12 protein-coding genes are annotated in these 13,616 nt (G+C 59.2%); 2 read left to right on the plus strand and 10 right to left on the minus strand.

Going from position 1 to position 13,616, the window contains the following annotated elements; genetic code table 11:
• The 5 genes from yacG to pilB are packed head-to-tail and all read right to left on the minus strand — an operon-like array spanning position 1 to position 4,612.
• Positions 1-201 carry a DNA gyrase inhibitor YacG gene (gene yacG, locus AB4N43_RS21325; RefSeq protein WP_027924170.1) on the minus strand — a complete coding sequence of 67 codons (201 nt, stop codon included), beginning with the start codon at positions 199-201 and terminating at the stop codon, positions 1-3.
• Entirely contained in the window at positions 198-821 is a 624-nt protein-coding gene (gene coaE / locus AB4N43_RS21330; protein ID WP_027924169.1) for a dephospho-CoA kinase, read from the minus strand. Before coaE ends, yacG begins: the two co-directional genes overlap by 4 nt.
• Positions 818-1,690, minus strand: coding sequence for a prepilin peptidase (locus AB4N43_RS21335; RefSeq protein WP_059182143.1), 873 nt, complete (start codon positions 1,688-1,690; stop codon positions 818-820). Before AB4N43_RS21335 ends, coaE begins: the two co-directional genes overlap by 4 nt.
• Before the next feature lies 1 nt (position 1,691).
• Positions 1,692-2,909 carry a type II secretion system F family protein gene (locus tag AB4N43_RS21340; protein WP_059182144.1) on the minus strand — a complete coding sequence of 406 codons (1,218 nt, stop codon included), beginning with the start codon at positions 2,907-2,909 and terminating at the stop codon, positions 1,692-1,694.
• A 2-nt stretch (positions 2,910-2,911) separates the two neighbouring features.
• The gene (gene pilB / locus AB4N43_RS21345; protein WP_460151920.1) at positions 2,912-4,612 is read right to left on the minus strand and encodes a type IV-A pilus assembly ATPase PilB; all 1,701 of its coding nucleotides are present in this window, start codon (positions 4,610-4,612) and stop codon (positions 2,912-2,914) included.
• 225 nt (positions 4,613-4,837) lie between these two features.
• Here pilB and AB4N43_RS21350 point away from each other — a divergent pair, with 225 nt between their 5' ends.
• Both AB4N43_RS21350 and AB4N43_RS21355 read left to right on the plus strand, forming a co-directional pair.
• Positions 4,838-5,260, plus strand: coding sequence for a pilin (locus AB4N43_RS21350; protein ID WP_027924165.1), 423 nt, complete (start codon positions 4,838-4,840; stop codon positions 5,258-5,260).
• A 310-nt stretch (positions 5,261-5,570) separates the two neighbouring features.
• Positions 5,571-5,924 (plus strand): BON domain-containing protein, encoded by a 354-nt coding sequence (locus AB4N43_RS21355; protein ID WP_027924164.1) that lies wholly within the window; start codon positions 5,571-5,573, stop codon positions 5,922-5,924.
• 181 nt (positions 5,925-6,105) lie between these two features.
• On the opposite strand, the gene AB4N43_RS21360 is transcribed toward AB4N43_RS21355, so the two are convergent.
• The 5 genes from AB4N43_RS21360 to acs form a co-directional block, all read right to left on the minus strand.
• Positions 6,106-6,366 carry a DUF2845 domain-containing protein gene (locus AB4N43_RS21360; RefSeq protein WP_050590206.1) on the minus strand — a complete coding sequence of 87 codons (261 nt, stop codon included), beginning with the start codon at positions 6,364-6,366 and terminating at the stop codon, positions 6,106-6,108.
• Positions 6,367-6,401: 35 nt separating this feature from the next.
• A complete protein-coding gene (locus AB4N43_RS21365; RefSeq protein WP_460151921.1) occupies positions 6,402-9,353 on the minus strand; it encodes a DUF748 domain-containing protein in 2,952 nt (983 codons plus the stop codon).
• Between the two features lie 93 nt (positions 9,354-9,446).
• Positions 9,447-10,463, minus strand: coding sequence for a class I SAM-dependent rRNA methyltransferase (locus AB4N43_RS21370; protein WP_027924161.1), 1,017 nt, complete (start codon positions 10,461-10,463; stop codon positions 9,447-9,449).
• 156 nt (positions 10,464-10,619) lie between these two features.
• The gene (locus tag AB4N43_RS21375) at positions 10,620-11,492 is read right to left on the minus strand and encodes an oxygenase MpaB family protein (protein ID WP_027924160.1); all 873 of its coding nucleotides are present in this window, start codon (positions 11,490-11,492) and stop codon (positions 10,620-10,622) included.
• Positions 11,493-11,542: 50 nt separating this feature from the next.
• Entirely contained in the window at positions 11,543-13,480 is a 1,938-nt protein-coding gene (gene acs / locus AB4N43_RS21380) for an acetate--CoA ligase (protein WP_460151922.1), read from the minus strand.
• Between the last annotated feature and the right edge of the window lie 136 nt (positions 13,481-13,616).

The raw sequence follows: 13,616 nt of genomic DNA on the forward strand, positions 1-13,616 counted from the left end.
TCAGTGGCGCGGGTCGAAATCTTCGCTGAACAGCTCGTCTTCAGCGTCCGGGCTGACCGGAATCTTGTGTTCTTCCGATGCCCATGCCCCGAGGTCGATCAATTTGCAACGGTCCGAGCAGAACGGCCGAAATTTGTTCTCGGGGCTCCATTCGACAGGCGCGCCACAGGTTGGGCATTCGACGGTTGTTGGTTGGCTCATGACTGGCCTCCACGCAAAGTAAGGTAAAAGTGATGCAGGCGTTCGACCTCGCTGTGCAGCCAGGCGAGGTCGCGGTCGTTGACCACCACATCGTCGGCATGGCTCAAGCGGTCTTCGCGGCTGGACTGGGCCTTGAGGATCGCCTGGACCTGTTGCTCGCTGGTCTGGTCGCGCTGCAAGGTGCGTTCGATCTGTAACTGTTCCGGCGCATCGATCACCAGCACCCGTTGGGTCATGGCGTACTGCCCGGACTCGATCAACAGGGGCGAAACCAGAATCGCGTAGGGCGATTGTGCCTTGGCCAGATTGTGTGCGATTTCTTCACCGATCAACGGATGCAGCAGGCCTTCGAGCCACAGGCGTTCTTCCGGCACTTCAAAAATCAGTTTTCGAAGAGCGGCGCGGTCCAGTTGCCCATCGGCTTGCAGCACGCCGGGGCCGAAGTGTTCGGCGATGGCGGCCAGCGCCGGGCGACCCGGTTCCACCACCCAACGTGCCGCATGATCAGCGTCGACGACGTGGATACCGAGGTCGATGAAGTGTTGGGCCGCCGCGCTTTTGCCGCTGCCGATGCCGCCGGTCAGGCCAAGAATCCAGGGTTTTTCCACAGGGGTATTCATTTCAAACCGACAAACTGCCAATAGAAGTCGGTTATTTGACCACCCCAGAGCAAGGCAATCCAGCCGGCAATCGCCAGATAGGGGCCAAAGGGGATTGGCGACGAGGTTTTCGCGTCGCGCAGGCGCAACAAAATCACCCCGAGAAGGGCGCCTACCAGCGATGCCAGGAGGATCGTCAGTGGCAAAATCTGCCAGCCGCCCCAGGCACCGAGCATGGCCAGTAACTTGAAATCGCCATGGCCGATCCCGTCCTTGCCGGTGAGTAGTTTGAACAGCCAATACACCGACCACAATGCCATATACCCGGCCACTGCCCCCCAGAGCGCTTCATGCAGTGAGACGAAAACGCCGAAGCTGTTGACGATCAACCCCAGCCAAAGCAGCGGCAATACCAGCACATCCGGCAGCAGTTGGTGCTCGGCGTCGATCAGACTCATCGCCAGCAAGCCCCAGGTCAGGATCAGCACCGTGCAAGCCGGCCAGCCGAAACCGAAATGCCAGGCGATAAACGCCGAAAGCAGACCGCACGCCAGTTCGGTCAGCGGATAGCGCTTGCTGATCGGTGCGGCGCAGCTTGAGCAGCGACCGCGTAAAAACAGGTAACTGAGCACCGGAATGTTTTCCCACGCGCGAATCCGATGGTCGCAGTGCGGGCAGTGGGAGTGGGGCAGCATCAAGTTGTAGGTCGGCCCCGGCACTTCGGGAGGCACGCCCAGCACGTCATGGGCTTGCAGCCGCCATTCGCGCTGGAGCATTTTTGGCAGGCGCCAGACCACCACATTGAGAAAACTGCCCACCACCAGGCCCACCGCCAAGGCGATGACCACGAAAAACGCCGGGTAAACCGTGAGGATTTCAGTCAATGGCATGTCAGATCGCTGAGCCGAGTTGGAAGATGGGCAGGTACATCGCAACCACAAGGCCTCCGACGATAACACCGAGCACGACCATGATGAATGGCTCCATCAGGCTGGTGAGGTTATCGACCATGTTGTCCACTTCGTCTTCGTAGAAGCTCGCGACCTTGTCGAGCATGTCGTCCAGCGCACCGGACTCTTCGCCAATGGCCGTCATCTGAATCGCCATGTTGGGAAAGATGCCGGACGTGCGCATGGAAAAATTCAGCTGCATGCCGGTCGACACGTCCTGCTTGATGCGCAACACCGCGCGCTTGAACACGATGTTGCCGGTGGCGCCGGCCACTGAATCCAGCGCTTCGACCAGTGGCACGCCAGCGGCAAAGGTGGTCGACAGCGTGCGGGCGTAGCGGGCCACGGCAGACTTGTACATCAGCGTGCCAATCAACGGCAGTTTCAACAGCCAGGTGTCCAGCCAGTCGCGAAACCCCGGGGATTTCCTGAAGGCGTGACGCACACCGAAAATGCCCGCGAACAACCCGCCGAGCATTGCCCACCACCACTGCTGCATGAATTCCGACAGACCGATGACCATCACTGTGAACGCCGGCAATTCGGCCCCAAAGCCCTTGAACACTGACTCGAACTGCGGCACGACCTTGACCAGCAGAATCCCGGTGACAATGATCGCGACGAAGACCACCGCCAGCGGGTAGGTCATGGCTTTCTTGATCTTGGCCTTGAGGCTTTCGCTCTTTTCCTTGTAAGTCGCAACCCGCTCCAACAGGGTATCGAGGGCGCCGGCCTGCTCGCCGGCGTCCACCAGGTTGCAGTAAAGCTCATCGAAATACTGCGGCTTCTTACGCAGGGACGCGGCGAAGCTGTTACCCGCCGCCACTTCCTGTTTGACCTCGTCCACCAGCTTGCGCATCGCCGGGTTATCGAAGCCTTCGCCGATGATGTCGAACGATTGCAGGAGCGGCACGCCGGCTTTCATCATGGTCGCCATCTGCCGGGTGAACAGGGCTATGTCCTGGGCCTTGATGCGTTTGCCCAGGTTGAAAAACGACGCGGATTTCTTGCGCACCTTGCCGGGGTTGATGCCTTGCTTGCGCAGTTGAGCCTTGATCAACGCCGGGTTCTGGCCGCTCAGCTCGCCGGTCATTTTCGTGCCTTTGCGGTCTGTGCCTTCCCAGGCATAGACGCTGATTTTTGCTGCTTTGACCGCCATGTTCAGTCCTTGGTGACCCGGTTGATTTCTTCAAGGCTGGTGACGCCGTGCATGGCCTTGATCAGGCCCGAGGTGCGCAAGTCGTTGAAACCGTCCTTGCGCATCTGGCTGTCGATTTCCAGTGAATTGCCTTCGGCCATGATCAGCCGTTGCAGGTCCTTGGTGTTCTTCACCACTTCATAAATCCCGACTCGCCCTTTGTAGCCGCCGTTGCACTGATCGCAACCGACCGGATCATAGATCGTGAATGAGCCGATGCGTTCCTCGGGAAAGCCTTCCTTGAGCAGCGTTTCGCGGGGAATCTCGATGGGTGTCTTGCAGTGACTGCACAATTTGCGCGCCAGTCGCTGGGCGATGATCAGGGTGACCGAGGTGGCGATGTTGAAGCCCTGAATGCCCATGTTGAGCAAACGGGTCAGGGTTTCGGCCGCGCTGTTGGTGTGCAAAGTGGACAGCACCATGTGCCCGGTCTGCGCGGCCTTGATGGCGATCTCGGCGGTTTCGAGGTCACGGATTTCGCCGACCATGATCACGTCCGGGTCCTGGCGCAGGAACGAACGCAGTGCCTGGGCGAAATCCAGCCCTTGCTTGGGATTGACGTTGACCTGATTGATGCCTTCCATGTTGATCTCCACCGGGTCTTCGGCGGTGGAAATGTTGATGTCGACGGTGTTGAGAATATTCAGGCCGGTGTAGAGCGACACGGTCTTGCCCGAGCCGGTGGGGCCGGTGACCAGAATCATCCCCTGTGGCTGCTTCAGGGCGGCCATGTACAGGTCTTTCTGGTCGGGTTCGTAGCCGAGGGCATCAATGCCCAATTGCGCGCTGGCCGGGTCGAGGATCCGGATCACCACTTTCTCGCCCCACAAGGTCGGCAGGGTATTGACCCGAAAGTCGATGGACTTGCTTTTGGACAGGCGCATTTTGATCCGCCCGTCCTGAGGTTTGCGCCGCTCGGAGATGTCCAGGCTGGCCATGACTTTCAGCCGCGCCGCAATGCGGCTGGCCAACTGGATGGGCGGCTTGGCCACTTCGCGCAACATGCCGTCGGTGCGCATCCGCACCCGGTAGGTTTTTTCGTAGGGCTCGAAGTGCAGGTCGGAAGAGCCGCTCTTGATCGCGTCGAGCAGCATTTTGTGGACGAACCGCACCACGGGGGCGTCATCGGCATCCTGCCCGGCGATGGCGTCATTTTTGTTGTCGTCGGCCGACTCGATGTCCAACCCATCGAGGTCAACGTCTGCCATGTCTTCCAGGCCACTGGCGTGGCTGTCGAAGAATTTTTCGATGGCCTCACTGAGTTTGTCGTCCTCCACCAGGATGGCTTCGGTGTTTAGCCCGGTGCTGAACTGGATGTCATTGATCGCCTGATGATTGGTCGGGTCGGAAACCCCCACGAACAACTTGTTGCCGCGCCGCCAGAGGGGTAGGGCGTGGTGCTGGCGGATCAGTTTTTCGCTGACCAGTCCCTTGGGCTGGGTTTCCCTGTCCAGGCCATTGAGGTCGAGCAGCGCCATGCCGAAATGCTCCGAGGCGATCTCGGCGATCTGGCGGCTCTTCACCAGTTTGTTTTGCACCAGGTAACTGACCAGGGAGATTTTATTGCGTTGGGCTTGCTGATACGCCTGTTGCGCGCTTTTGTCAGTGAGCAGCTCGGCCAGGACCAATTGCTTGGCCAGACCGCTAAGGGCGATGTCATTCATTGGGATACCGGACACAGACAGTTCATGACTTATAGCCTAGTCAAGGACCCGAGCCCAACCAGCCGTGTTGAGGTGACAAAAAGTGTCAGATAGTGCGGTTGCTGGGTGTCGCAAAGGTCCTTTGATCGACACTGCTCCCCGCCAGCAGGGGCTGTAGCGCTTGGCACGGGCTGTGCTGGAGCTCTTTCAGATCATGAGATTCCGACTCATGCATGGAGCTTGTCTATGAAGACTCAGAAAGGTTTTACCCTGATCGAACTGCTGATCGTGGTGGCGATCATCGGGATTCTGGCGACGTTTGCGTTGCCGATGTATTCCAAATATCAGGCCCGGGCGAAAGTGACGGCGGGTCTGGCCGAGATTTCCGCGATGAAGGTGCCGTATGAAGATGTGATCAACCAGGGCACTGCGCCAACGGTTGCCAACGTGGCGCCGGCAGGTAGTGCCACGACCAGCAATTGTACGGTCGCGGTGACTGGCACGGCGTCCACAGGCGCGGGCACGATTGTGTGCACGATTCTGAATGCACCGGCGCCAGTGCTGAGCAAGACCATTACCTTGACCCGCGATGCAACCAATGGCTGGTCGTGTACCAGCACCGCTCAACAGGACTACGTGCCTAAAGGTTGCACGGGTTCCGCTACCTGAAGGCTGACCTCCAGAACAGCCCCGCGTCCAAAGGACACGGGGCTTTTTTTTGCTTGCGAATGTCTTTCAGACACAGAAAAAAAGCCAAAAAATTCAGCGTGTTAGGAACTTTGTGAAAAGCCGCATGTTGCATGCAGAGATTTCCCAGGTCATGCATTTTGCATGATTTCGAAAATGGGTCTAATTTGCAAGCTATTGATTTATAAGGATTTATTGGTTGTCTCAAAGTTGGCACAGCGTTCGCAACATACTCAGTAACCCTGCTGAGAAGACAACCAGCAGACTTTCTAGAAAAACAGGAGTTACTCGTATGAAGAAGTTCGCTATCGCTGCCGCTACTGCTACCGCGCTGACCCTGACCATGGCCAACGTGGCATTCGCACAGACCACCACCACTCAAGCGCCAATGACCTTGGCTGCTGGTGAAATGACCAAGGCCGAGGAAGCTACTTCCGATACCTGGATCACTACCAAAGTCAAAAGCGACCTGCTGACCGAAAAAGGCATTCCTGGTACCGACATCAAAGTTGAAACCAACAAAGGTGTTGTGTCGCTGTCGTCCACTGTTGCAGTGACTGATTCCCAGAAAGCCACCGCCGTGGCGATCACCAAGAAAATCAAAGGCGTCAAAGCGGTCTCCGCTGACGGCCTGAAAGCCGAGTAAGGCAAGACTTCTCGCCTGGACCGGGAGAAGGTGTGGCAGACGGGCTGAGTAATACGCCTGCCGCTTCTTAGGAGTTCATGCGAACGGCCATAAGGATGTGGCCATTACAGGCCTCCGACATTCGTGTCGGGGGCCTGTTCTATTTGCGGCACCCAAAATCAAAATGTAGGAGTGGTGAAGTTCAGTTGCCGCGCTTGCTGGTGATCTGCCTCAGGCGATTCCCTTCAAACCGCAGGAACTGGTACATCCCGCCATTGGGCCCGTACGTCCATTCTTCCACCTGAAACTCTTCGCGTCGGTTGGCACTGCGTTTGTAGCCCAGCACATCGCGGCTGACCGGTTCCCCGCACTTCTGCAGCACTTCGCTGGACCTGTCCCCAACGCTGATCAATTGACTGCCGCAGCGCAGCGTATCGGCCGCCGAGGCCTGGCTGGCAACCATCACCAGGGCCAGGCCCGCCAGCAATCGCCTCACGATCACTCCGCGTCCAGATGCAGCGGCGTTACCACCCGGCCATCACTTTCGGCTTCGCCAAGGTTGGCGTCGATGAAGTACACACGGTCATCGGCCAACTGACCCTTATCCACCAGATAGTCCTTGATGCTGCTGGCGCGCTCCTGCCCCAACTGACGCAACAGCACATCGCTGGTGCTCCAGAACTTGATCACGTCGGCGCGCATTTTCGCGGTGCGTTCTTCCTTGCCCAGGTCCTTCCATTCGGCTGGCGGCTGGGTCTTCAGGCGTGTGCGGTAGATGCCTTCCAGCAGCGGGCCTTTCTCGTTCTCCGGGACCTCGAGCAACGAAGCCTGGGCCGGCACCTTGTCGCCACGACGCTGGAGCATTTTGTAGTAGTTGTACTGGTATTCACGTTCCAGGCGTTGCTCGGCAATCAGCGGGCCGTCGCTGCTGGCGGCGGCCGTGCCTTCGATTTCCAGGCGCAGGGCTGGACGTTCCTTCAAGGCTTGGGACAGTTTGACCAGGGCGCCTTCAGCGTCCTTGCTCAAATCGCTTGAACCCGGCGCGAACGACACGGTGCCCAAGTCCTCGGAACCGCCGCCACTGACCAGTCCGCCAATCAGTTTGAACGGCGCAGCGGCCGCTTTGACGATCAGGTTGCGCAGAGTCTGCCAGACAATCGGCATGATGCTGAACTGCGGATTATTGAGGTCGCCAGTGACCGGCAACTCGATGGAAATCTTGCCATCGACATCCTTGAGCAAGGCAATCGCCAGTTTCAGCGGCAGGCTTACGGCATCCGGGCTGTCGACCTTTTCACCGAGTTGCAATTGCTCGATCACCACTTTGTTTTCGGCTTTGAGCTGGCCTTTGGTTATCAAGTAATGCACATCAAGATTGAGCCGGCCCTTGCGGATGCGATACCCGGCGAATTTGCCGGAGTAGGGCGTCAGCGTGGTCAGTTCCACCCGTTTGAAACTGGTCGCGATGTCGAGACTGGCCATTGGGTCGAACGGATTGACTGCGCCCTTGATGGTCACCGGCGCATAACGGTCAACCTTGCCCTTGACGTCCACGCTGGCCGGTTTCGCCTGACGGCTGTCGATGGTGCCGATCTGTCCGTTGAGCTGTTGGATGGCGGTGGCGAAGTTCGGTGTCAGGCTGAAGTCGGCGAAGTTCGCCGAACCGTCATTGATGGCAATGCCGCCGATGCGAATGCCCAAGGGTTTGTCTTTGCTGGCCGGTTTGGCCGCTGCGGTTTTGGCGCCGCTATCGGGCGGTTGCGGGATCAGCAGGTCATCGATGTTGGTGGTGCGATCATCGTTGATCATGAAGCGCGCATACGGCTGGAACAGGTTGACCTTGTCGATCGACAGGCTGTCGCCGTGCTGATAATTCAGGCCTTCGAGCACCAGTTGTTGCCACTTGAGGAAGTCGCGGGTTTTAAGGGTGTCGAGGGTGTGCAACTGATCGACCTGTGCACGACCGGTGACGCTGAACGCCAACGGCTCGGTGCTTTTCAGATCGACCGCCAGATCACTGCCCAGCATGCCGCTGCGCAGTTCCAGGCGAATGAACGGGGTGATGTAGGACTGTGCGATACGCAGGTCAATGTCTTTGGTCTGTACCTTCAGTTTGGCGCTGATCGGGGCGAGATTGACCACGCCGTCTGCCAGGAGCTTGCCCTGTTTACCCACGCCGGTGTCGAGCTTGAGATTGAAAGGTGAGCCATTAAGGCTGTCGAAGTTCTGCAAGTCCAGATTCAACGGGCCGACTTCCAGCGCTACGGGGGGCTGCGCCTTGCGGTCGGCCAGATGCACCTGGTAATCGCGCAGCTGCACGTCTTTGAGCAGCACCTGCCACGGTTTGCTCGGTGGCGCCGGTTCCGGTTTGGGCGAGTCGGCTGCCGCTGGCGTACTGGCCGGTTCGGCTTTGGCTTTGGCGGCGGATTTGGACGGCTGGCTGGCGAACAGCTTTTGCCAGTCGAGTTGCCCGTCGGCTTCGAGGGCGGCCCAGGTTTCCAGTTTCTGGCTGCGAATCTTGCCGACCACCACTTGCTGCTTGGCCAGGTCGACCGTGGTTTCGCTGATGTCCAGTCGTTCCAGTTTTGCCAAAGGTCGGCCGTCCGGGGCCTTGATCGCGAACGGCGCGATGCTGACCGCAACGTTGTTCAGCAACAGTTCGGTTTCTTTGGACAGGTTGAGTTTGTAGTCGGTACTGAGGTTCATGATGCCGCTTTCGAGGTCCAGGGGCACGGCGTCGCGCACGTAGGGCCAGAAGGCTTTCATCTTGCCGTCGGTGATTTTCAGCTTACCTTCGGAGGCGAGCGGGATCAGGCTGAAGTTGCCGGTCCAGTCGACCTGGCCGCCGTTGGGGCCGATGGCTACCAAGGTCATGTCGGCGCTGTCGTCGGGCAGAGTGCTGAGGTTTTTCAGCTCGAAGTCGAGTTTGTCGTAGAGAAATTCGATGGGTTCGCTGGGACGCGAGTCCTCGAAGTGCAACGCGCCGCCCGCGAGATTGATCCGGTCCACGCGCAGCGGAAATGGTTTGGCGTTCGGGTCGGCAGGTGTCGGTTCGCTCGCGGGCAGTTTGAACAACCCGAGCAGGTTGAGCTGGCCGTCCTTGCCGAAGAGGATTTCGGTCTTGGGTTTGTCCAGTTCGATGTCGGACAGATGCACGGCCTTGGTCCAGAGACTGTCGACTTGCACATTGGCGTAGAGGCGTTCGAAGCCGATCTGCTCCTTGCCCGGTTCGCCGATGATCAGCCCCCAAAGGGTGACTTCAAGGCTGAACGGGTTGAGTTCGATCCGTTGAAGGTGGGCGGGCACCGTGGCGTAGTTGGCCAATTGCTGGTTGGCAACCCGCAACGCGATGCCCGGCAAAATCAGAAACCCCAGCAAGCTGTAGAGAGCCAGAGCAGTCAACAAGGCGCCGATAGCGCGAATCAATCCTTTGGGCATGTGCGGCTTCATCTGTCTGAATCGGAGTGCCTTGGAGTATGGCACGCGATTACGGTTCCGAAGTCATCACGCTTTACAGGATTTGTCTGAAAGTCAGGGGGAATCTCAGAGCTGCAGGATCAGCGTTTTCAGCGGAGGTTGTTGATCCCTCGACGGAAAATCCCCGCCCGGCGTCATCACGGTCCACTCGCGTACTGGCCGTCCGGCCTTCTCTGCACAGCGCAACACCTGTTCGCGCCAGTCGTCCATGCTGACCTTCGCCAGGTTGTTGCAGCAGATCAGCACGCCGTTGTCGGCGGTGGTCAGCAGCGCGGGTTTGAGCAGGCTCTGGTAGTCGCGCAGCAGGTCGACGGTGCCGAAAGCGCTCTTGGCCCAGGCGGGTGGATCGAGCAGCACCAGATCGTACTGACGCTGTTCCAGTCGCTGGTAACTCGGCAGTTTCTGCCCGCGTCGTTGACTGATCGGCAGGCCCGCCAACTGGCGGATTGCCGGAAAGTAATCGGACTGGATGAATTGCATGGCGGGCAATTGTGGATTGAGCAGCCCGTTCTCGTGGCCGACCGCCAGGTTACCCTCGGCGAAATCCAGGTTGCACACCTCACGGGCGCCACCGGCCGCAGCACTCAGGCCGACGCCACAGGTGTAGGCAAACAAGTTGAGCACGCTTTTGTTTTGGCTGTGCGCCTTGACCCATCCGCGGGTGTTGCGCAGGTCGAGGAACAGCAGGGGATCCTGGCCGGCGTGACGCCCGCGAACACGGTAGTTCAGGCCCCATTCGTGGCCGACCAGGTCCGCCAGCGCGGCTTCATCGGCTCGGTAGACCGTGTCTTCGCGGTCGATGCGTGAATTGCCACGGGAGCGGTCGTTGTAGACCAACAGGGTGTCGAGGCCCAAATGCTGATTGATTGCCTCGTGCAATTGCAGCAGCGCATCGCGTTCCAGCGCCTGGTGAAAGCTTTGCACCAGCAGTTGCGGTCCATAGCGGTCGATGGTCAGGCCGCCGGCGCCTTCCTGGCTGCCGTGGAACAGGCGATAGCAATCGGTGCCTTGCTGATGCAGTTCGGCAAGCAGGTCCTGGCGATGTTCTAGGGCGGCGCGCAGCGCCTGATTCAAGGAAGACATGCTGGGCGCCTTGCAGGAGGGAATTTGGCGCGGGAGTTTAGCAGCTTGGCGCCATACCGAGGTGCTGCCTTCGCAAGCAGGCTCGCTCCCACAGGAATTTTGCGTTCGACACCGATCAAATGTGGGGTCGGGCTTGCTCGCGAAGCTTTTAGCTTTTCAGGTGAGCAACCCCATCCGCCGCTTCGCCCGCTGCACCGAGCCATTACGCACCGCCCAGCGCAACATCGGCGCACTGCGATTGACGCTGGCGCGGATCAGTTTGCGTTGCAACGGATTCTGGCTGATGCCCAGCATGTCACTGGCCCAGTCCGGCAGCAGATCGATCCCGGCCTGCATCATCAACCCGCCGAAAGGCCTGGCCAGACGGCTGGGTGATGGCGCGTTCAACAACAGTCGCAACACTTCACGGCTGCGTTCATCGCACAGCAACTGTGGGCGAATGCGCTCAAGATAATCAGCAATTTGTTGTCGCGAGCGGGGCACATCACGGGCGCCCAGTCGTTCGGCGATCAACGCGATTTCTTCGTAGTAACGGTCCTGGTCGGTCAATGACAGGTGCGGATTGCGATAACGCAAATGCGCGGCGAGGAAGTTGCTGACCTCGGCCACGTGCACCCAGGTCAGCAGGTCCGGATCGCTGGCCGCATAAGGCCGACCATCCGGTGCTGTGCCGGTCACTTGCAGGTGAATGGTGCGGACTTTCTCGATCAGCCAGTCGGCATCTTTTCGTGAGCCAAACGTGGTGCCGGAGATGAACTGCCCGGTGCGGCGCAGTCGGCCGAGCATGTCCTCGCGGAAATTCGAATGGTCCCAGACCCCGGCCAGGGCCAGGGGGTGCAAGGCTTGCAGCATCAGCGCACTGATGCCGCCAATGAGCATGCTGCTGAAGTCGCCATGCACTTGCCAGCTCACCGAATCGGGGCCGAACAGGCCCGGATCGCCCTTGGGGTTTTCCAGGTCGAGCTTGCCGAGGGACAGACCGGACAGGCTCATGACCTGGGTTTCGATGCGGGTGCGGATAAATTCCATGGCGACTCAGTGGCGAAAATGAAACGCGGCCATGGCTGGCCGCGTCGGGCTTATTGGTTCAGGCGTTTATCGACCAGGTCCTGAACAACACTCGGATCAGCCAGGGTCGACGTATCGCCCAGGGTGTCCAGTTCGTTGCAGGCGATCTTGCGCAGGATACGCCGCATGATCTTGCCCGAGCGGGTTTTCGGCAAGGCCGGGGCCCATTGGATCAAGTCCGGTTTGGCGAAGCTGCCGATTTCCTTGCTGACGTGGGCCAGCAGTTCTTTCTTCAGTTCGTCGCTGGGTTCGGTGCCGTTCATCGGGGTGACGAAGGCGTAGATGCCCTGGCCCTTGAGGTCGTGGGGGTAACCGACCACGGCGGCTTCGGCGATGCTGTCATGCAGCACCAGGGCACTTTCCACTTCGGCGGTGCCGATACGGTGGCCGGAGACGTTGATCACGTCGTCGATACGCCCGGTGATCCAGTAATCGCCGTCCTCATCGCGTCGCGCGCCGTCGCCGGTAAAGTAATAACCGGGGTAGGGTTTGAAGTAGGTGTCGACCATTCGTTGCGGGTCGCCGTAGACACTGCGGATCTGCGCCGGCCAGCTGGATTTGATCGCCAGCACGCCGCTGCCAGCGCCTTTGATTTCCTTGCCCGTTTCATCGAGCAACACTGGTTGCACGCCGAACATGGGCTGCGTGGCGCAACCCGGTTTGATCCGTTGCGCACTGACCAGCGGGCTGAGCATGATGCCGCCGGTTTCAGTCTGCCACCAGGTATCGACTATCGGGCAACGTTGTTCACCGACCACATTGAAGTACCAATCCCACGCCTCCGGGTTGATCGGCTCACCGACGCTGCCGAGTAATCTGAGGCTGGCGCGGGACGTTTCCTTCAACGGTTCCGGCCCTTCGCGCATCAGCGAACGCAACGCAGTGGGCGCGGTGTAGAAAATGTTCACGTGGTGCTTGTCGATGACTTGCCAGAACCGCGAGCTGGTCGGGTAGCTTGGCACACCTTCAAAGATCAGCGTGGTCGCGCCGTTGGCCAGCGGGCCATAAACGATGTAGCTATGGCCGGTGACCCAGCCGACATCGGCGGTGCACCAGAACACTTCGTTATCACGGTAGTCGAGCACGTATTTGAAGGTCATCGCCGCTTGCAGCAGATAACCGCCGGTGGTGTGCAACACGCCTTTGGGCTTGCCGGTGCTCCCGGAGGTGTAGAGGATGAACAGCGGGTCTTCGGCGTCCATCGGCTCTGGCGGGCAATCGTCGCTGACATCGCGCAGGGCCTGGTGATACCAGAGGTCGCGCCCTTCAACCCAATTCACTTTGCCTTGTGTGCGCTCGACCACGATGACGGTGCTGACGTTCGGGCAACTCTCCAGCGCCTTGTCGACTTTCTCTTTCAGCGGTACGAATTTGCCGCCGCGCACGCCTTCATCGGCGGTGATCACGGTGCGGCAATCGGCATCGAGAATCCGGTCGCGCACTGAGTCCGGGGAAAAACCACCGAAGACCACCGAATGCACCGCGCCGATTCGTGTGCAGGCGAGCATGGCGTAAGCGGCTTCAGGAATCATCGGCATGTAGATGCAGACGCGGTCGCCTTTCTTTACGCCTCGGCTTTTGAGCACGTTGGCCAGGCGGCAGACGTTGTGGTGGAGTTTTTTGTAGGTGATCTGTGCGGATTCGGCGGGATCGTCGCCTTCCCAGATAATTGCGATTTGCTCGCCGCGCTGTTCCAGATGACGGTCGATGCAGTTGTAGCTGACGTTCAGCTTGCCGCCAGCAAACCAGCTGGCTTCACCGGTTTTCAGGTTATAGCGCTGGACGGTGTCCCACGGCGTGCTCCAGTCGAGAAAGCGCGAGGCTTGTTCGGCCCAGAAAGTGGTGGGGTGTTCGATGGATTCGCGATACAGGCGGTGATAGTCGTCTTGACTCAAATGCGCAGCCCGGCGGACGGCATCGGCTTTGGGGAACGTGCTGATATCGAACATGACGGTTCCTTATGCTTGTTTTGCGACAAGTAATAAAGATGCGCCGAGCGGTCAACGGGTTCAAGTCATACACAAAACAACTGCAGGAGTGAGCCTGCTCCCGATGGCGATGGATCAGCCAACATTAATGTTGAAT

It is taken from the genome of Pseudomonas sp. S2_B07, assembly GCF_054668435.1.